Raw genomic sequence first — 18,806 nt, forward strand, 5'->3', positions numbered from 1 at the left:
AAGTAATCAACCAAAAAGGTAATCAATCATGGCCCTGATCTCCATGCGCCAACTGCTGGACCACGCCGCTGAACACGGCTATGGCGTTCCGGCTTTTAACGTCAACAATTTGGAACAGATGCGCGCCATCATGGAAGCAGCCAACCGCACGGACTCTCCAGTGATTGTTCAAGCCTCTGCCGGTGCCCGCAAATACGCCGGGGCGCCCTTCCTGCGCCACCTGATCCTGGCTGCCATCGAAGAATTTCCGCATATTCCCGTGTGCATGCATCAGGATCACGGCACCAGCCCCAGTGTCTGCCAGCGCTCCATCCAACTCGGCTTCAGTTCCGTGATGATGGACGGCTCTCTGGACGTGGATGGCAAAACACCGACCAGCTACGAATACAATGTCGAGGTTACACGTCGTACGGTAGAAATGGCCCATGCCTGCGGTGTTTCCGTGGAAGGTGAGCTGGGTTGCCTGGGCAGCCTGGAAACCGGCCAGGCCGGTGAAGAAGACGGTATCGGTGCGGAAGGTACGTTAAGCCACGAACAGATGCTGACTGATCCTGAGGAAGCCGCGGATTTCGTCAAGAAAACCGGCGTGGATGCCCTGGCGATTGCCATCGGCACCAGCCACGGGGCTTACAAATTCACCAAGCCACCCACGGGTGACACCCTGGCGATCAGCCGTATCAAGGAAATCCATGCCCGCATTCCGCACACCCACCTGGTGATGCACGGTTCTTCATCCGTTCCCCAGGAGTGGCTGGAAATCATCAATGAACACGGCGGCCAGATTCCTGAAACCTACGGCGTGCCGGTTGAGGAAATCGTTGAAGGCATCAAGCACGGGGTTCGCAAGGTCAACATCGACACGGACCTGCGTCTTGCCTCTACCGGGGCTGTGCGTCGCTTCCTAGCGGAAAACCCGGCTGAATTTGATCCACGCAAATACCTGAAAGCTTCCCAGCATGCCATGGCCGAAGTCTGCATCAATCGCTATGAAGCCTTCGGTACTGCCGGCCATGCCAGCAAACTGCGTGCTCTGAGCCTGGATGAAATGACCGAACGCTACCTGAGTGGCGAACTGGAACCCCGCATCAACTGATACCCCTCTCCAGGCATCTGATCTGGGTGTCTGGTTGTTTCTTATCAGGCTGTCTGCAACAGGAAGTTGCAGCCGACCCACAGGGAAGTGGGAAGTGCAGAGATTCATCAGGAATGAATTCTGCCGGAGCTTATAAAGCAGTACCGGATACCCGGCGGCACATCACACGCCTTATTCCCTTGTCCTACAAAGCTCTGCCGGCATCCACAGGCTTTGTATGATGTAGGTTTTGAATTCGGGTGTGTAATCCTGCTGATCCAGCGCCACCTGCATGCACTTGAGCCAGGCATCTCTTTCAGCCGGGCCGATATCCAGATGAGCATGCGCCTGGGGAATCACGATGGGCCCGTACTTGTCCCGGTAACGAATCGGGCCACCCAGCCAACCACACAGAAACAGGCTCAACTTGTCTTCCAGTTCGCTGAGGTCTTCCTTGTGCATGGCTCGGATGGTCGCCGCTTCGGGCAGCTCATCCATGGCCCGGTAAAAGGCTTTGCAGAGTTGGCGAATACCCGCCTCGCCACCCGCCGCCTGATAGGAAACATCCTCTTCGCCAAAGTAGCGCTGGGAAAGAGGATCAAGAATTTTTTGGGGTTTTGTCGGAGGCATTGAGCAACTCGATTAATTCATTCAAGGGAACGGGATAACCAATATAATAACCCTGGCCGATGTGACAACCGGCTTTTTCCAACAGATCTCTCTGCATTTGTGTTTCCACCCCTTCGGCCACCACCTTCATGCCCAGGCCCTTACCCAGTCCAATGACTGCAGAAATAATACTGGTATTGCTTTCACTGGAGTTGAGGTCACTGACAAAGGTCTGGTCAATTTTCAGGGTGTTGACGGGGAAATTGCGCAGGTAAGCCATGGAGGAATAGCCGGTTCCGAAATCATCAATCGCCAGGCGCACACCCAGTTCTCTCAGGCTGTGCATAGTAGCGATGGCCTCATCGACTTTATCCACGACCATGCTTTCGGTAATTTCCAGCTCCACCTGCTGTGGCTGAATGCCGGTTTCCGCCAGAGCTTCCGCGACCATGGCACTCAGGCCCGGACGATGAAACTGACGCATGGAGAGGTTGACCGCAACCTGCAGTGGGTAGCCAACAGCCTGGCTGGCCAGAACGGCATCGCTCAGGGCCTGAAAAAGTATCCAGCGACCCAGCGGGTTGATCATGCCGGTGTCTTCCGCCAAAGGAATAAACTCACCGGGCGTGATCATTCCTTCGTCTGTTGGCCAGCGAATCAGGGCTTCCATACCGGTAATCTGACCGCTGTTCAAATCCTGCTTGGGCTGGTAATGGAGGACAAAATCCTTATTGGCTATGGCATTGCGCATCCGTGCTTCCATACGCACGCGTTTGGCACTGCTGATATTGAGGTCTTCAGCAAAGAAGCGATAACCGCCCTTGCCTTCTTTTTTGACTTTTTTCAATGCCGATTCCGCGCATTGCAAAAGTGCATCTTCGTTATCGGCATTGTCCGGGTAAACAGCCAGGCCCAGACTGGCGGAAATATAAATCTCTTCATCGCCGACATAAAAGGGCGCTTCCAGGCAGCTTAACAGACGTTCGGCTACAATACCGGCATCATCCGGCCTTCTCAGCTCACTTAAGATAAAGGAAAAGTCATCGCCACCCATGCGTGAAATCAGGTCGGCATCCCGTTCCTGGCGGTGTTCCTGACGCGCCAGCAAGTCGGTGCGCCGGATTCCACCCTGCAGGCGTTGTGATATTTCCACCAGCAGCTTGTCACCTGCGGAAAAGCCAAAGGCGTCATTAATGATTTTAAAGCGATCCAGATTCAGCAACACCAGGCCGGTGCGTGAATGGTGGCGATTGGAAATATTGAATTCATGCCCCAGGCGATCGCGAAACAGAATGCGATTGGGGAGATCCGTCAGGGGATCATAATGGGTCAGGCGTTCCAGCTCGGCGGTGCTGTGCAGTTGCTCCGACAAATCACTGAAGAGGGCAAAAAAGTTCTGAACCCGGCCCTCAGCATCTTTAATGGCTTCCAGACTCAGATGCTGCAAATAGGCGGTACCATCGCGACGATAATCCCAGAGCTCGCCTTCCCAGATTCCGTTTTGCTCCAGACCCTCCCAGACTTTGCGATAAAAGTCCGGGTTATAGCGACCCGAATGATTCAAGTCGGTTGTTTGTCCCAGAGCCTGCTGAGCACTAATGCCCGTCAGTTTCTGGTAAGCCGGATTGACATAAACAATCCGTTTGTCAGCATCCGTGATCACCAGAGCATGGCGAATCCGGTTGGCCAGTGCCGCCAACAAAGGGTTGCTCATGGTTTCCATTGCATTGAATTCCTGCTGTCCAGCACTCATGACCCACTCCCTTTTCATCCTTTTAACAAGGTATTAAATTAACAGCTATTGCTTGCCCTGTCATTGACTCTGACTCTCCGGGTTGGATTCCAGCTCTTGGCGCAACTGGGCGATTTTTTCGTCCTTGCGCTGCCAGATGTCGCCAATCCAGGCATGAAACTCTTTGCGGAACTCCCGGTCCTCCTGATAATCGCCTTCACACATACGGGCCGGTAAAGGTTGGTGTTCAAGATCAATAATGACCTGACCCACCTGACCGCTGAGCAGCTCCCAAAAGGTGGGCGGCCTTTTGCCCGGATAAACCAGGGTGACATCCAGAAGACTGTCCAGCTGATGCCCCATGGCTTTGAGAGTGAAAGCCACTCCCCCGGATTTGGGCTTCAACAGGTAGCGGTAAGGTGAGTTCTGTCTGGCGTGTTTGGCGGGCGTAAAACGCGTACCTTCCAGATAGTTGACCAGGGAAACCGGACGCCCCTGAAGGCGATCACAGGCCTTGCGGGTGATCTCCAGATCTTTGCCCCGCAAATGCGGCTTCTTGGCCAGTTGTTCTTTGCTAAAACGGCGCATGAAGGGGTATTCCAGTGCCCACCAGGCCAACCCCAGAAAGGGAACATAGAGAAGCTCACGTTTCAGGAAAAAGGTAAAGAAGGGTGCCTTGCCATGAATGGCTGCAATCAGAGCGGGGATGTCCACCCAGGTCTGATGATTGCTGATCACCAGCACCGACTGGCTGCGGCTGAGCTGCTGCTGACCTCTTACATCCCAATAGGTCGGGGTTAAATGGCGAAAAATCCAGACATTGATGCTCGCCCAGGTGCTGGCAATCCAGCGCACTGCTTCAAAACAGTGATCCCGGACCCAGGCCAGGGGAATCAACAGCTTCAGCAGTGCAAAAAACATCATGGGAACCAGACCCACCAGAGTGTTTAATAACAACAGGGTAGAGGTCATGAGTCCAGTCAGCAGGTGTCGCATCTTTAGCCTCGAGGCGTTATTCTGATTGATTAAGAAATTGATAAAAAGCAGCTAGTCCCTACCCAAAATATGTTACTTTTGAGGAGTCGTGATGGCATCTTTACAAGACCAACTCAGCGGCCTGGTCTATTCTACCGAGCAAGGCGACCTCTGTCCCGCTTGTCGCGAAGCAAAAGCGGACTGTCGCTGTGATGAAATTGCTGACAACCAGCGTCTGGCAGAGCTTGATGGCATAGTGCGCATTCGCCGCGAGACCGCCGGTCGCAAGGGCAAGGGAGTCACCACCATCAGTGGCATTCCTCTCCCTGAGGCAGAACTGAAAAAACTGGCTGCCAGCCTTAAAAAACGCTGCGGAACCGGTGGTGCTTTGAAAGATCATGTTATAGAAATTCAGGGCGACCAGCGTGAAACCCTGCGAACTTTGCTGGAGGCCCAGGGCTTCAAGGTCAAACTGGCCGGTGGTTAGTTGTCTTTAAAACAATAAGAGAGCAAGCGTGAAAGTCAAAATTCTTCTGGTATCCCTCATTATCGGCCTGTCGGGTTTTATTCTCACCCAGGCAACCGGGCAGATCCTGGCCTCGCAACTGCCAGCACGCTTTTTTGAGGAGTATGGTGCGGTGATGCTGGTCATTGACCCTGAGTCCGGCCAGATACGTGAAGCCAATCAGGCCGCAGCCGAGTTCTATGGCTACAACATTGACGAACTGCAAAGCATGAAAATTCAGGAGATCAATGCTCTCGACCCTGAAGATGTTGCTCTGGAAAGGCAACTAGCCCACCAGGAAGATCGTAATTATTTTGTTTTTCCGCACCGCACTGCCAAGGGTGAAATCCGCACGGTGGAAGTACACTCCTGGCCCATGAAAACTGATGAAGGTGAAACCCTTCTTTTTTCCGTAATCATTGATATTACCGGCAAGAAAATTGCTGAAGCCAGCATTATTGAATACAAGGATCGCCTGGAGCAACTGGCCGAGCAGCGTTACCAGGCCCTTGCCGAATCCCAGAAGCGCAACTTTCAACTGATGTGGATGGCCATCGCCACCCAGCTTCTGGTGATTTCTTTACTGATCTGGAACATCCTAAACCGCCGCAGGGCCGAGAAAAAGCTTCAGGATCAGACCACCATGCTGGAAGCTTTGCTCAACTCGATTCCCGACCTGATTTTCTTCAAGGACAAAAATGGCAACTACCTGGGCTGCAATGAACAATTTGCGCACTATGTGGGCAAAGAGCCTGAAGATATTCTTGGCAGCTCCGACTATCAGCTGTTTGAAGACAAACACGCCAAAGCTTTTCACCAGACGGACACCCAGGTTCTGGCCAATCGCCAGGTCGTGCACACCGAAGAATGGACTCGTTTCCCGGATGGCAGTGACCGCTTGCTGGATAAACTGAAAGCACCTCTGGTAAACAGCAAGCAGGAATTCATGGGTGTACTGGGTATCAGCCGGGACATTACCGAGCGCCATGAGAATGAACAGCGCATCAAGTTTCTGGCTTATTTTGACCCCCTGACCAACCTGCCCAACCGCTATCTGTTTCAGGAAAAGTTTGCAGCAACTGTCCGTGAGCTTGAAGGCAACACCTCACTTGCCGCTCTGGTGATCATCGACCTGGATCACTTCAAAAACATCAATGATGCCAGGGGGCACTCCACAGGTGACCAACTTCTGATTGCCCTGGCCCATCGCCTGACCGACCTGCTGAACGACCATGAAGCTCTGGCTCGTTTTGGTGGCGATGAATTCGTGCTTCTGTTGGTTGACTGGGAGGCGAACAGTCGGGATCAGGCCGAACAAAATCTGCGCGAGCGTCTGGAGCTTTTCCAGGCGGCCCTGGCCCAACCACTGCAACTGCCAGACAGTGGTGAATTTCTGCTCAGTAGCAGTCTGGGTGCGGCCTTTTTCAGTAGCAACAAGAGCAGCTTCAACGCCCTGTTGAAAGAAGCCGATATTGCCCTTTATGCTGCCAAGGAAGCCGGACGCAGCACCTGGCGGAGCTTTGAACCCAGTATGCAGGCCCAGGTCGAGGATCGCTTCGAGCTGGAAGGTGAGCTGCGCAAAGCCCTGGAGCTGGAACAGTTTCAACTTTATCTGCAACCCAAAACCAACCGTGACGGTGTGATTTACGGCAGTGAATCCCTGGTGCGCTGGGCTCATCCGGAAAAAGGCATCGTACCCCCGGACGCCTTCATCCCCCTGGCTGAAGATACGGGACTGATTCTTCCTCTGGGTGAGTGGGTACTCAAGCAAACCCTGCTGTTAATGCCCAAGCACCCGGAACTCTACTTTGCCGTCAACATCAGCCCGCGCCAGTTCCGCAGCCCGGACTTTGTCGACCGGGTACGCAGCCTGCTGGATGAAACCGGGGCCAACCCCAGGCACTTGACCCTGGAAGTGACCGAAGGCCTTTTGATTACTGATTTCACTCAGTCATCGCGGCGCATGATCAAACTCCAGGATCTGGGCGTCAGTTTTTCAATTGATGATTTTGGCACTGGCTATTCTTCACTTTCCTATCTGAAAAAGCTGCCGATCAATGAGCTGAAGATCGACCGCTCTTTCGTCAAGGATTTACCCGATGATTCGAGTGATGCCTTGCTGGTGGAAACCATGATGGCGGTGGCTCACCATCTGGATTTGTCGGTGGTGGCCGAGGGTGTGGAAACGGCGGAACAGCGTGACTTCCTCCACTCCCTGGGTTGCAACCTTCATCAGGGTTATTTCTACGGCAAGCCTGAACCAGCTGAACAGCTACTGGCGCGTTTGAAGGGTTAAGATAAATATTGCACCAGATCGGATAACGGCTCACTTTTGCAACCCAGCCTGCTTTTCACTGCGTTCGGCTTTCCTGCCTCAAGCAGTGCGCTTCGCTTTCCCTGCTGCGCTTGACGCAGACCAGGTTGCCGTGAGCCTTCCCGGCAAACCACAGAAAAACCTCTTAATCCAGTGGAGTCAGGGGTGCAAATCCCAATACCAGCCATTTCTCCCCGGCAGAATCAAAGTTGATCAGCAGGCGGGTGCGGTCTCCTTCGCCTTCGGCATGCAGGATGATGCCTTCCCCAAATTTCTTATGGGCCACTCTTTGTCCGACATGTAAGCCCGAGCTATCAGCCGATCCACCCGGATTAAGCGGATTACCGGCTCCGCCAATCCGGCCTGCAGGTCGCGGGCGGCTGGATGGTGTCTGCATGGGGCGGCTGACCGCAGCCCGCAAACGCACTTCTTCCAGAAGCTCTCGCGGCAGTTCGGTTAAAAAGCGTGATGGCCTGCAGAAAAGATCCCGCCCGTACATGCGACGGTTTTCAGCATAGGTGAGATACAGGGTTTGCATGGCACGGGTAATCCCGACGTAGCAAAGGCGGCGCTCTTCTTCCAGGCGATCCGCGCCTTCTTCCATCGCCATCTGGTGGGGAAACAGCCCTTCTTCCATTCCGGCCAGAAACACCAACGGAAACTCCAGACCCTTGGCGGTATGCAGAGTCATCAACTGCACGGCATCCTGATTTTCTTCGGCCTGGTTATCGCCGGCATCCAAACTGGCCTCGGTGAGAAACACAGCCAGGGCTTCGCGACCTTCCAGGTTCACCACCTCTTCATTCTGCTCTTCCAGAGGCAGCACCGGCTCATACTGTTGGACGGCAGAAACCAGTTCTTTGAGGTTTTCCACACGAGCCTGGCCTTTCTCGCCTTTTTCTCTGGCATGAAAATCAATCAGACCGGATTTTTCGATCACGGTGTCCACGGCTTCATGCAGAGTCAGGCTGAGGGTTTCTTCATCCAGGCTTTCAATCAGTTCCATAAAGCTGCGCACATTGCTGGCCCCGCGACCGGTCAACAAACTCTTGGCCAGCATATCCAGGGCCGCATCCCAAAGTCCGGTGCCTTCATCACGGGCATAAGCGCGCAGCTTTTCCAGGGTCGTGTTGCCTATGCCTCGGGTCGGCGTATTGATGACCCGTTCAAAGGCGGCATCATCCTGACGGTTAACCAGGAGGCGCAGATAACCCAGGGCATTCTTGATTTCCAGACGCTCATAAAAACGCTGGCCGCCGTAGACTTTATAGGGAACACCCTGGCGCAACAGAGCTTCTTCCAAGGTGCGTGACTGGGCATTGGAGCGATACAAAAGCGCACACTCACTGCGCAGGCCACCGTCCCGTACGTGCTGCTGGATGATGTCCACCATGAAGCGGGCTTCATCCTGTTCATTGAAGGCGGCATAAACCCGGATGGGGTCACCGGCCTTGTCGTCCGTCCACAGCGACTTGCCCAGGCGACCGGCATTGTTTTTGATCAGGGCGTTGGCTGCATCCAGAATGGTGGAGGTGGAGCGGTAGTTTTGCTCCAGACGCAAGAGTTCGGCATCCGGGTAATCCCGGGTGAAGTTCTGGATGTTTTCTATCTTGGCGCCACGCCAGCCATAGATGGACTGATCATCATCGCCCACGGCCATGATCCGACCTTCACTACCACGCAGCAGTCTCAACCAGGCATATTGCAAGCCATTGGTGTCCTGAAACTCATCCACCAGCAGGTGGGAAAAACGCTGGCGGTAGTGGTTCAACAACGGCTGGTTGTCTCTTAACAGTTCCAGGGCACGCAGCAGCAGTTCGGCAAAATCCACAAGGCCCTGACGCTGACAGATTTCTTCGTAGACCTGATACAGTTCCTGCATTTTGCGCTCAAATTCACCGCGCGGCAGGATGTTCGCTGCTCTCAGCCCTTCATCCTTGTGGCTGTTGATAAAGGCCTGCAGTTGTTTGGGCGGGTATTTTTCACTGTCGACCCCCAGGTCTTTCTGGATGCGCTTGATCAAACGCAGCTGGTCATCCGAATCCAGAATCTGGAAGTATTCCGGCAGCCGGGCTTCGCGCCAGTGAGTGCGCAGCAGGCGATGGGAAAGGCCATGAAAGGTGCCCACCCACATGGATCTCAAGCTCATGCCCAGCAGGCTTTCCAGGCGCAGGCGCATTTCCTTGGCCGCTTTGTTAGTAAAAGTAACGGCCAGGATTTCATAGGGTGACAGGCCATCATTGCGAATCAGCCAGGCTATTCTCTGCACCAGAACCCGGGTTTTGCCACTGCCTGCCCCGGCCAACACCAGCAGATCCTGGGGCGGTGCCGACACCACCTCGGCCTGGGCAGGATTTAAGTCTTTCAACAGGGGCGAATCGAGCAATGAGGGCATGGTTTAAGCCTGAACCTTAGATGGAAATGTTAGTTACTTTGAACAAAATAATAACATAGTCTGGATAGCCAGCCTGCCCTGAGTCTGTTATATATCGGGGTCTGGTGACAGCCAATTACAATAAATCACCCAGCAGAGACATCACGAGACTATGGACACCCAGCAAGACTTTCTGGCGGAACGCCTGGTTTCATCCTACAAGGATGCTGATCTTTTTTACCGCATCTCCTTGCTTGCTGCCAGTTTAACGCTTCCACTGCTATGGAGTGTTCTTCCCGGCAGTCTTTGGTTGCCTGCCTGGTGGGCGGGCATGGCTCTGCTGTTTGCGGGTGGCAAGGCTCGCTATCTTCTTTTGCAGGAAAAAGGCAGCTCATCCGAAAAAAATCTGGCTTTTTTACGCCTGGGGGCACTTTTAACCGGTTTCTGGTGGGCTCTTCTGCTAGGCTGGTCGTTGCCCTGGTTAAACGAAAGCCCTGCCGCCATAGGGCTTACTTTTGCCCTCTGGTTTGCCACGCTGATTATTGCCACCAGTATCTATGTGCACTTCATCAGTGTGGGGTTGCTCTTTGCGTTGCCCGGTGTTGTCGTCATTCTGGCTATGTCACTGGTCAGCAAACAATGGCTTCCTTCTCTGCTGCTGGCAGCTCCACTCCTTGCGTTGCTGGGCAATGCCTGGCACAACAAGCAGTTACTGAAAAGCCTGCACCAGGGGCACCAGCAAATCCTGACCCTCAACCAAAAATTACAAAGGCAACAAGCCAACCTGGAACAGGATGTCATGAGTAGAACCCAAGACCTGCAAGTAGAAATAGACCGTCACCAGAAAACCACCGAGGAACTGGAACATCAGCGCCAGCGGATCAGTCAGGCCATTGAAGCCAGCCGCCTGGGGTTGTGGGACTGGGATCTGACCACGGATTCCATCTACCACTCCCACTTTGAGCAGATTTTTGGCTATGCCGAAGATGAAATTCCGCATTTCATGGGGCACCTTAAACCTCTGGTGCACCCTGATGACTATCCACAAATGCGCCGCACCCTGCTGGAGGCCCTTAAAGGCCATTCCGAGCATTATCAGTGCCGCTTCCGCATCCGTCACAAATCAGGGAAGTGGCGCTGGCTTGAAGATCATGGCGAAGTGGTGGAGCGCCATGAGGCAACCGGCAAAGCACAGCGCATGTTGGGCACCCGGCGTGATATCACCGAAGAGCAGGAAAAGGATGACTATCTGCAGTTGGCCTGGCGGGCTTTTGAGGCCTCAGGCGAAGCCACTTATATCGTTGATTCCGACAGTCGGGTGATTTTTATCAACCAGGCCTTTGTGGACATCACCGGTTATTCCCGCCAGGAAGTGATGGAGCAGAATTTCTGGGAACTCCCGTGTTTTTCCCAGTACACCAAAACCTACCAGGGTATTTCCCGCAGCCTGCGCCGTGAAGGACGCTGGGAGGGAGAACTCACCCAACAGCGCCGCAATGGCGACAGCTACCCGCAATGGCTTAGGGTCATGCGGGTAACCAGTGGCTTCAAGCAGGAAGCCTATACCATCGGTATCTTCTCGGATCTGACCGACAAGAAAGAAGTGGAAGCCCGCCTGACCTATCTGGCTGAATATGATGAGCTGACCGGTCTGGCCAATCGCAGCCAGTTTTATGATCGCCTGCATCAGGCTCTGGCCGAAGCCCGCATCAAAGGCCAGGAGCTGGCTTTGGCCGTCTTTGATATTGACCGCTTCAAGGCCTACAACAATTCCCTGGGCCATCATGCGGGGGATCAGCTGTTACGCAAGGTGGCCGGACGCATCAGCGAAATCCTGCCCGATGCCATTATTCTGGCTCGCACCGGCGGCAACGAGTTTGCCATCCTGCTGAGTGCCGATGAACATCAGGCCCTGATCACCCTGGAAGAACTTCAGGAAAAACTGCATTTTCCTTTTTATATTGATCAACAGGAATTGCGCCTCACCATCAGCGGTGGTCTGAGCTGTTATCCAGAGCACACGCATGAACTCCAGGTCATGATCAACCAGGCCGACCAGGCCCGACTCAAAGCCAAAGCGGTGGGTGGCAATCGTATTCAGGTTTATAATGAAGACATTCGGCAGAGCAGTCTTGAGCAGCTTCGCCTGGAGCAGGATCTTCGCAAAGCGCTGGAACAGGATCAGATTCAGGTTCATTTCCAGCCCAAACTCAACCTCCATACCGGTAAGCTCAATAGCGCCGAGGCTCTGGCCCGTTGGCACCACCCGGAACAGGGAGCCATTCCACCCTCCATCTTTATCCCCCTGGCCGAGCGCACCGGTTTGATCAACCAACTGGGCAGCGCCGTTTTACGCGCCTCCTGCCAGCAAGCAGCGGCCTGGTATCAGGCCGGTTACAACATCCAGGTGGCTGTGAATATTGCCGCCCAACAGGTGGAAAGTGGCCATCTGGTGGAAGAGGTCAGTATTTTGCTTGAAGAATTCAGTCTGCCTTCCCGGTTCTTGCAGCTGGAACTGACGGAAAGCACTCTGATGGAGGATGCAGAATCAGCCACCCTGGAAATGCAAAGCCTCAGAGCCAGAGGCATATCCCTGGCCATTGATGATTTTGGCACCGGTTATTCTTCCCTGAGCTATCTCCAGCATTTCCCTCTGGATGTCCTGAAAATCGACCGCAGCTTCTTGATGTCGGACAACGCCCAAACCACCGAAGGCACCCTGACCCGCGCCATTATTGCCCTGGGGCATGGCCTGGGCATGCAGGTGGTTGCCGAAGGAGTCGAAGAGAAAGAGCAACTGGGTGCCCTGAAACAACTGGGCTGTGATTACGCTCAGGGCTATGTCATCAGCAGACCCATACCCGCAGATGAGTTCACCCAGTTATTGAAACAGCAGTCGGCGCAATCGTTGATTTGAGCGTTTCTAGCGGAGACGGTCGGGCAGGCGTAACCCCTGCAAACTGCGCTTAACGGCTTGCAAGTGCTCCATCAGTTTGGGCCCGCGCATTTTGGCAACCCCCACGGCCAGCACATCAATCACCACCAGATGGACGATGCGTGAGCTCATGGGCGTGTAGATTTCCGTGTCCTCGGGTACATCCATGTATAAAGGCAGGGTGACCATATCCGCCAGGGGCGAGCCGGAAGGGCACAGCCCGATCACACTGGCACCGGCTTCCTTGGCCAGTTGCACACTCTGCATCAAAGCCTTGGTGCGCCCGGTCTGGGAAATGGCGACAACAACATCCCCGGCGGTCAGGGTGACTGCCGACATATTCTGCATATGCGGATCGGAATAGGCTGCTGTGGACATCTGCAAACGGAAAAACTTGTGCTGGGCATCCACGGCCACCGCTCCAGAAGCCCCAAAACCATAAAACTCCACCCGGTTGGCACTGGTCAGCAGTTGAATGGCTTCCTGCAAATGGCTTGTATCCATCTTGTCCCTGACCTGCAGCAGCACCCCGATGGTTGAGTCAAAAATACTGCGCGAGAACTCAGCAACGGTATCCCCATCGTTCATGGAAAACTGGGTAAAGCTGCCATCGGTAGCCAGAATCTGGGCCAGGCGCAGCTTGAAGTCCTGAAAACCATCGCAACCCAGAGCCCGACAAAAGCGTACCACCGTCGGTTCACTGACATGCGCTTCTGTCGCAAGATCGACAATTCGCATGTGAATCACTTCATTGGGGTTTTTCAGTACATAGTTGCCCACCTTCTGCTCTGAGCGGCGGAAGGTATCCAGGGTTTTGCGCAGATGTTCCAGAATATTGATCACGGCATTTCAATCTTTTAATGACTTTATGGCTCTATTCTACCCGCGACAGCCACTCAGCATGAACCCATTTTTACATCTAAAGTCAAAAGACTTGCCTAAAACGGTCATCTTGGCGTAAAAAATGCACTGTAGCCTTGGTGTTGCTGACCCGTGTCAGTTACCTGGAGTACTTCTGAGAGGAGAGTCCTTATGCGTCATCATCCATCAGTCGATCAGGTTAAAGCCGATATCCTGAGCGTTTTCAAAAGTATAACGGAAGTGGAAGCAGAGCAGCGGCAAAAAAGCGAAGCTGAACGCCTGCGCCGGGCCCGACAAACCATTGAAGAGCTGCATGAACAAAAGCTGCTGCGTGAAGAGCTCAGTAATGGCTGGGATCTGGAGCTTCACTAGAAAGTCACTGATTAACTATTGCACTTGGTGATGCTGCGTTAAAATTGTTCTCAAAATGCTCATTTACAGCATGTAAACTCTGCTTTTTCGATCAATTTTGCTCGCGACCTGCATGGATGCAGGAAGTGCAGAAATTCATCAGGAATGAATTCTGCCCTGACCTGCGCTCATAACGTGAATCAGAGGCTTTCGGCTATGACAGGGAACTTCACAGGCTGCTTGAAGTTTAATAAGCTGATTTAAAACTTTGTGCACAGCTATGTAAGGAACCTGCCTTGTCGAACTCTCGAAATCTGGCGCTGTTATCGCGTCACGGTATTTTACTGACCCTGATTGGCTCTCTGGGCATCGTGCTGGCCGCTTTGGCCTATGAGCAAGTGACGGGGCTTTTACCCTGCCATTTGTGCTGGTTGCAGAGAGGCGTGTTTATCGGTCTGGCTGCCTTGAGCCTGATCGCCCTCTTGCTGCAAAAATACCGATTGCTGCTCTGGCCTCTGGTAGCCCTTTTTGCCCTCTTCAGCATAACGGGAATCGGGGTTGCCCTGCGTCACCTCTACATCAAAATGAACCCTGAAACCGTCAGTTGCGGCATGGATGTGGAAACCCTGCTGGATTTCTTTCCTCTTCAGGAAGCTATTACTCAGATGCTGATTGGCAGTTCCGATTGTGCGCAACAGGCTGATTTTCTGGGCCTGCCCCTGCCTTCCTGGAGCCTGGCCGGTTACCTCTTGCTGGGCAGTCTGGCCATCTACTCACTGCTGTCTTCCCGCCGGGCCTAAAAAAACCCCGGCTTTAAAGCCGGGGACAAAGGCCATCTAGCCCGAGGAGACTATTCAAAAGTACGGGGCTTCAGGACATTCCAGGGCTTCAGGAAATCTTTTTCACCGACATTGTCATGGTCACCCAGCAGACGACCCTGCTTTTCCACACCATAGTAGCCGTGCTTGTGGAAGGTGTCGGAATACTTGGCGCGGGTTTCCTTGACATCACCGGTGTAGCGGGGGTCCTGGGGGCGCTCATGGCTGTTTATGTACTCGGCAATATCCCAGGATTCCTGCACACTCATGCTGTAGGGCTGCCCCAGTGGCATGTTGTTGCGGATAAAACCGGCCAGGGTGAAGTGGCGAATAATCCCGGCACCCCAGTTGTAGGAAAGATCACCCCAGACAGCCGGGAAGTGGGCTTCACCTTCAACCCTCATACCGCTGCCATCACTGGAATGGCAGATAGCACAGTTGTCTTCATAAAGTGCCTGACCACGCTCATAGGAAGGTTCCTCTTCCGGTTTTTCAATGGGATAACCCCGCCCATAGTAGTCACCCAATTGGTAGATGGGCACGCCTTTAGCCAACCAGCGGTGATAGGCCGTCAGGGCAATCATATCATCGCTGCCATATTCGGGTGACTGACCATTCATGGAGTAACCAAAACAACCGGCAATGCGCTCTTCCAGGTTATTGACATGCTGGTTTTTGGGGCGAAAATTTGGCAACACCACGGCTGCGCGCCAAACCGGTGCAGCAAAGGGCAGACGACCCTCCCCCATATGACAACTGGAGCAATTCATGTCGTTAAAGACATTTTTGCCCCGCAGTTGCTGGGTATTCATGAACAAATCATAGCCACGCCGAATGACGCGCTTGAGTTCAGGGTGCATTTTTGCTTCTTCCAGATCCTGCATGGTGGGCGGGGTGTGCACCAACTGGCCTTCTTGGGGCTCAGGGATATTGACGGGGAAACGCAGCTCTTGTTCTGCGTGGAGAGGGAGGGCCACAAGTCCGACCAGAACACCACCCAGAATCACTTTTAACCTTGAATTTTTCATGGGGCTTCTCCCTTACTGGGCGGGTTGAGTGGCAAGCCAGGCAGAAACAGCCTGGATGTCACGATCGTTCATGCGTTCCGCAATCGCGGCCATCAAGTGCAGGGGGTCATTATCCCGGTTCTGGGACTGCCAGTCCTTCAGCGTTTGCTGCAGGTAACCCGCGTGCTGTCCGGCAATGCCTGGAAAGTCAGGGCCAGCCCCCTGGTTACCCGGCCCGTGACAGGACGAGCAGGGAACGATGTAACGATCCCAGTCACCCTGGGTGGCCAGGTGCTCACCCCAGGCCAGCAGCTCTTCATCAACCTGATCGCCACCCTGTCCGGGTGTAACAGGCAACTGGCTGTAATAAACAGCCACATCCTTGATCTGCTGGTCATCCAGCATTCCCGCAAAAGGCTGCATGGTTGCATTGACGCGATGGCCTTCCTGGAAATCCTGCATCTGTTTGTAGATGTATTCAGCCTTCTGCCCGGCAAGGCGAGGCCAGGACTCACCGTCCGGGTTGTTCATGCCACTGCCATCGGCCTGATGGCAGGCTGTACAAACCGCAGCAGCAGCCTGGCCCCGCTCGGCATCACCCTCCAGCGCCCAGACTGGAAAGCTGGAACTCAGGCTCAATGCCAGGACTGTCAGTGCTTTTTTATTGAAGTTTTGCATAAGCGTTTCCCTCATGGTTGTTCCTGCTTTTGCAGTTCAAACAACCCTACAATTTTGGGGTTTTTGCAGGTATTGGGGAAATTACCAAAAGCACTAAAGGTTTCTTTAGGAGGGGTGAATCAGGGGAGAGTAGAGCTGAACCATTTCGGCCAGGGATTTGACGCCCAGCTTTTGAATCAGGTGATGTCGATGCACATCCACGGTTTTCGGACTGATATGCAGACGATCCGCCATCTGCTTGCCCGGCAGACCTTCCAGCAAAAGCTCCAAAACCTGACGTTCCCTGTGAGTCAGGCTAACCAGTTTTAGTTCCAAAGATTTTTTCTTCTCCACTTCCTGTAATTGTTTATGATGCTCAGCAACCGCTTTGTTGATGACTTCCAGCAACAACTGATCATTGTAGGGTTTTTCAAAGAAATCATAGGCACCGGATTTAAGTGCCCTGACCGCCATGGCAACATCAGCATGGCCGGTCAATAAAATCACCGGCAAGTGCAGCTCTTTTTCCTTGAGCAATTCCAACAACTCCAACCCCGTCATACCGGGCATTCGTACATCCAACAGCAGGCAGCCGGGGCGGGAATCCAGGGAAGATACAGCAATATCCAGAAATTCCCAGGGGGAGCTGAAAGCCTTCACCTGCAAGTCAATGGACTCCAACAGCCAGCACAGAGACTCCCGAACCTGAGCATCATCATCAAGAATCCATATCAGCGGTTGCTGCATGAGTTCGTTCCTTTTATTGACTTGGCTTGTGTCGCATTTTAGCTGCAAAAGTGTACAGAGGCAGCCTCAACCGCGCCAGAACACCTCCTTGGGGCTGATTTTCCAGGGTCAGTTGCCCCTGATGAGCAGTGGCCAGACTTAGACTCAGCTTCAAACCCAGTCCCATGCCCTGCTCCTTGGTGGTAAAAAAGGGTGTGAACAGGTGATTGAGCGCTTCAGTACTCAGACCTTCCCCGCAATCCGCGACCTGGAACTCCAGATAGCCTTCCAAAAGCTGACAGCCCACCTGTAACCGGCGTTCGGCTGAACTGTTATCGTGCATCGCATCCACTGCATTCGCCAGCAGGTTGATCAGAATCTGCAGAAGCTGGACGGGGTTGCCTCGAATGCGTGGCAAGTCGCTGGAGTAGTCACGAATGACGGTAACAGCTTCTTGCCGGAAATGGGCTTCCATAAACTCCAGAGCTTCTTCCATTAGGGTCAGGGGTTCCAGCTCCTGCCATTCAGGACTTTCCTTGCGTAGAAAACTGCGTAAATTTTTAATGGTGGCGGCGGCCTGTTCGGCCTGACGAACAATTTTTCCCATGGCTTTTTGAAGCTGCTGGGCCTGGGGCAACTGCTGTGCGCCGGGCTGTTGCAGGTAGCGTTCACTGCCCCGGGCATAGTTGATAATGGCGGTGAGGGGTTGGTTCAATTCGTGGGCCAATCCAGCCGTCAGCTCACCCATCAGGGCAAAACGTGAAAGATGAATCATTTCCTGCTGTTTCTGCCGGGCTGTAATCTCTGCTGCCTTGAGTTCCTGGGTTTTTTTGCGAATCAGGTAGCCTGCTCGTAAATCATGGCCGAAAACAGCCAGCACCAGCAGCAAGGCGGCCAACAGCCAGTAACGATGCTGCTGCACAAAAGCCAGGACGGGGTTTTTGGGAAAGTCGGCAAAAGGCCCCAGCCGCAGGCGTTCAAAAAGCTCATAAACCGGCTGATAAGAAAGCGGGGCCGTCCACTGGTAGCCATCCACTTCCCCCTTCTGAGGGTAACTGGACAAGAGGGCCAGGGTCACTTGTCTGGCCAGCTCGGGGTTGGTGGAACCCAGTCTCAAAAAGGGCCAGTCAGGATAGAGACGACTGGAATGCAGACAGGGGTAATCGGCCTGCTTTTGTTCAGCCACGACCCGATATGCCGACAGCTCCACAGCCCCCGCCTCTGCCAAGCTTTCCAGCAAACAACTGCGCAGCACGACAGCATCAACCCGGCCTGCATCCAACCAACCCAATAACTGTTCCATGGGAAAGCCACTGAACTGCAGGGAAGCCAACTCTTCCTGCCAAGGGAAATCAGCCTGCTCCAGGGCATCCTGAACCAGTTGGAAACCACCAAAAGCATCCGGGCTGACGGCTGCCAGGCGTTGACCGCGCAAATCCTGCCAGTCATTCAATTCCCCACGGCTGGACAGTGCCACAACCACCGAGCCAATGGCCTGCTGAGGTGGGTCCACACTTGGGTTCTGTAAGCTGGCCAGAGGGGCCAGCAAATAACGGCTGGACAAGTCCACATAATGCCCCGGATTGGTCAGCACAAAATCCAGCTCCTGACCCGCAATGGCCTGCTCCAGTTCCTGCAGATCCAACCAGTGAACTTTCAGGTGGTATTCGGGCAGTTGTTCTTCCAGAGCCTGCAAGGTTGTTTGCCAGCCCTGCTGCAGTGAAGGGGCATCGCGCCAGGCCAACACACCCAGGTGCACTCTGGAAGAAGGGTTTTCCGCCAGAAGCCCCATGCTGAAAAACACACAGAAAAGTACAAGCGACCCCTTGAAAATGGAAGTTTTCAACTCTATTTAATCCTTAAGGAAAGT

Annotated in this window: 15 protein-coding genes; 6 read left to right on the forward strand and 9 right to left on the reverse strand. The window is 53.8% G+C overall.

Translation table 11 applies throughout. The features are described from left to right. The first annotated feature begins 28 nt into the window (after nucleotides 1-28). Nucleotides 29-1,093 carry a class II fructose-bisphosphate aldolase gene (gene fba / locus LG323_RS09745; RefSeq protein ID WP_404415462.1) on the forward strand — a complete coding sequence of 355 codons (1,065 nt, stop codon included), beginning with the start codon at nucleotides 29-31 and terminating at the stop codon, nucleotides 1,091-1,093. Nucleotides 1,094-1,264: 171 nt separating this feature from the next. Here fba and LG323_RS09750 read toward each other — a convergent pair whose 3' ends face one another. From LG323_RS09750 to LG323_RS09760, 3 genes are read right to left on the reverse strand one after another with little or no spacing between them, the layout of a single operon-like run. Further along, nucleotides 1,265-1,702 carry a group II truncated hemoglobin gene (locus LG323_RS09750; protein WP_404415465.1) on the reverse strand — a complete coding sequence of 146 codons (438 nt, stop codon included), beginning with the start codon at nucleotides 1,700-1,702 and terminating at the stop codon, nucleotides 1,265-1,267. Next, nucleotides 1,671-3,434 carry a putative bifunctional diguanylate cyclase/phosphodiesterase gene (locus tag LG323_RS09755; protein ID WP_404415468.1) on the reverse strand — a complete coding sequence of 588 codons (1,764 nt, stop codon included), beginning with the start codon at nucleotides 3,432-3,434 and terminating at the stop codon, nucleotides 1,671-1,673. Before LG323_RS09755 ends, LG323_RS09750 begins: the two co-directional genes overlap by 32 nt. A 60-nt stretch (nucleotides 3,435-3,494) precedes the next feature. After that, nucleotides 3,495-4,409, reverse strand: coding sequence for an acyltransferase (locus LG323_RS09760; protein WP_310695975.1), 915 nt, complete (start codon nucleotides 4,407-4,409; stop codon nucleotides 3,495-3,497). A 91-nt stretch (nucleotides 4,410-4,500) separates the two neighbouring features. Between LG323_RS09760 and LG323_RS09765 the strand changes: the two genes are divergently transcribed. Both LG323_RS09765 and LG323_RS09770 read left to right on the forward strand, forming a co-directional pair. Then, nucleotides 4,501-4,875, forward strand: coding sequence for a translation initiation factor Sui1 (locus tag LG323_RS09765; RefSeq protein WP_310695976.1), 375 nt, complete (start codon nucleotides 4,501-4,503; stop codon nucleotides 4,873-4,875). Between the two features lie 28 nt (nucleotides 4,876-4,903). Further along, entirely contained in the window at nucleotides 4,904-7,189 is a 2,286-nt protein-coding gene (locus tag LG323_RS09770) for an EAL domain-containing protein (protein ID WP_404415472.1), read from the forward strand. Nucleotides 7,190-7,352: 163 nt separating this feature from the next. Here LG323_RS09770 and uvrD read toward each other — a convergent pair whose 3' ends face one another. Continuing rightward, nucleotides 7,353-9,602 (reverse strand): DNA helicase II, encoded by a 2,250-nt coding sequence (gene uvrD / locus LG323_RS09775; RefSeq protein WP_310695978.1) that lies wholly within the window; start codon nucleotides 9,600-9,602, stop codon nucleotides 7,353-7,355. Between the two features lie 151 nt (nucleotides 9,603-9,753). Here uvrD and LG323_RS09780 point away from each other — a divergent pair, with 151 nt between their 5' ends. Further along, nucleotides 9,754-12,498: an EAL domain-containing protein gene (locus tag LG323_RS09780; RefSeq protein ID WP_404415476.1), complete on the forward strand. Its 2,745-nt coding sequence runs from the start codon at nucleotides 9,754-9,756 to the stop codon at nucleotides 12,496-12,498. 6 nt (nucleotides 12,499-12,504) lie between these two features. On the opposite strand, the gene hexR is transcribed toward LG323_RS09780, so the two are convergent. Then, complete coding sequence (gene hexR, locus LG323_RS09785) at nucleotides 12,505-13,359, reverse strand: transcriptional regulator HexR (protein ID WP_310695980.1); 855 nt, start codon at nucleotides 13,357-13,359, stop codon at nucleotides 12,505-12,507. Nucleotides 13,360-13,548: 189 nt separating this feature from the next. Between hexR and LG323_RS09790 the strand changes: the two genes are divergently transcribed. Then, the gene (locus tag LG323_RS09790; protein ID WP_310695981.1) at nucleotides 13,549-13,749 is read left to right on the forward strand and encodes a PA3496 family putative envelope integrity protein; all 201 of its coding nucleotides are present in this window, start codon (nucleotides 13,549-13,551) and stop codon (nucleotides 13,747-13,749) included. Between the two features lie 275 nt (nucleotides 13,750-14,024). Continuing rightward, nucleotides 14,025-14,528, forward strand: coding sequence for a disulfide bond formation protein B (locus LG323_RS09795; protein ID WP_404415480.1), 504 nt, complete (start codon nucleotides 14,025-14,027; stop codon nucleotides 14,526-14,528). A 50-nt stretch (nucleotides 14,529-14,578) separates the two neighbouring features. On the opposite strand, the gene LG323_RS09800 is transcribed toward LG323_RS09795, so the two are convergent. The 4 genes from LG323_RS09800 to LG323_RS09815 form a co-directional block, all read right to left on the reverse strand. Continuing rightward, complete coding sequence (locus LG323_RS09800; RefSeq protein WP_404415483.1) at nucleotides 14,579-15,574, reverse strand: c-type cytochrome; 996 nt, start codon at nucleotides 15,572-15,574, stop codon at nucleotides 14,579-14,581. A 12-nt stretch (nucleotides 15,575-15,586) separates the two neighbouring features. Then, nucleotides 15,587-16,231, reverse strand: coding sequence for a c-type cytochrome (locus LG323_RS09805; RefSeq protein ID WP_404415486.1), 645 nt, complete (start codon nucleotides 16,229-16,231; stop codon nucleotides 15,587-15,589). Nucleotides 16,232-16,336: 105 nt separating this feature from the next. After that, nucleotides 16,337-16,957 carry a response regulator transcription factor gene (locus LG323_RS09810; protein ID WP_404415489.1) on the reverse strand — a complete coding sequence of 207 codons (621 nt, stop codon included), beginning with the start codon at nucleotides 16,955-16,957 and terminating at the stop codon, nucleotides 16,337-16,339. Nucleotides 16,958-16,970: 13 nt separating this feature from the next. After that, nucleotides 16,971-18,782 carry a PhnD/SsuA/transferrin family substrate-binding protein gene (locus LG323_RS09815; protein ID WP_404415491.1) on the reverse strand — a complete coding sequence of 604 codons (1,812 nt, stop codon included), beginning with the start codon at nucleotides 18,780-18,782 and terminating at the stop codon, nucleotides 16,971-16,973. Nucleotides 18,783-18,806: the final 24 nt, after the last annotated feature.

Source organism: Marinospirillum sp., assembly GCF_044810985.1.
GTDB lineage: Bacteria > Pseudomonadota > Gammaproteobacteria > Pseudomonadales > Halomonadaceae > Marinospirillum.

Excerpts from the sequence above, each read along its gene's own strand:
- fba (WP_404415462.1), top strand. The coding sequence starts at position 29 with ATGGCCCTGATCTCCATGCGCCAACTGCTGGACCACGCCGCTGAACAC.
- LG323_RS09750 (WP_404415465.1), bottom strand. The coding sequence starts at position 1,702 with ATGCCTCCGACAAAACCCCAAAAAATTCTTGATCCTCTTTCCCAGCGC.
- LG323_RS09755 (WP_404415468.1), bottom strand. The coding sequence starts at position 3,434 with ATGAGTGCTGGACAGCAGGAATTCAATGCAATGGAAACCATGAGCAAC.
- LG323_RS09760 (WP_310695975.1), bottom strand. The coding sequence starts at position 4,409 with ATGCGACACCTGCTGACTGGACTCATGACCTCTACCCTGTTGTTATTA.
- LG323_RS09765 (WP_310695976.1), top strand. The coding sequence starts at position 4,501 with ATGGCATCTTTACAAGACCAACTCAGCGGCCTGGTCTATTCTACCGAG.
- uvrD (WP_310695978.1), bottom strand. The coding sequence starts at position 9,602 with ATGCCCTCATTGCTCGATTCGCCCCTGTTGAAAGACTTAAATCCTGCC.
- LG323_RS09780 (WP_404415476.1), top strand. The coding sequence starts at position 9,754 with ATGGACACCCAGCAAGACTTTCTGGCGGAACGCCTGGTTTCATCCTAC.
- LG323_RS09790 (WP_310695981.1), top strand. The coding sequence starts at position 13,549 with ATGCGTCATCATCCATCAGTCGATCAGGTTAAAGCCGATATCCTGAGC.
- LG323_RS09800 (WP_404415483.1), bottom strand. The coding sequence starts at position 15,574 with ATGAAAAATTCAAGGTTAAAAGTGATTCTGGGTGGTGTTCTGGTCGGA.
- LG323_RS09805 (WP_404415486.1), bottom strand. The coding sequence starts at position 16,231 with ATGCAAAACTTCAATAAAAAAGCACTGACAGTCCTGGCATTGAGCCTG.
- LG323_RS09810 (WP_404415489.1), bottom strand. The coding sequence starts at position 16,957 with ATGCAGCAACCGCTGATATGGATTCTTGATGATGATGCTCAGGTTCGG.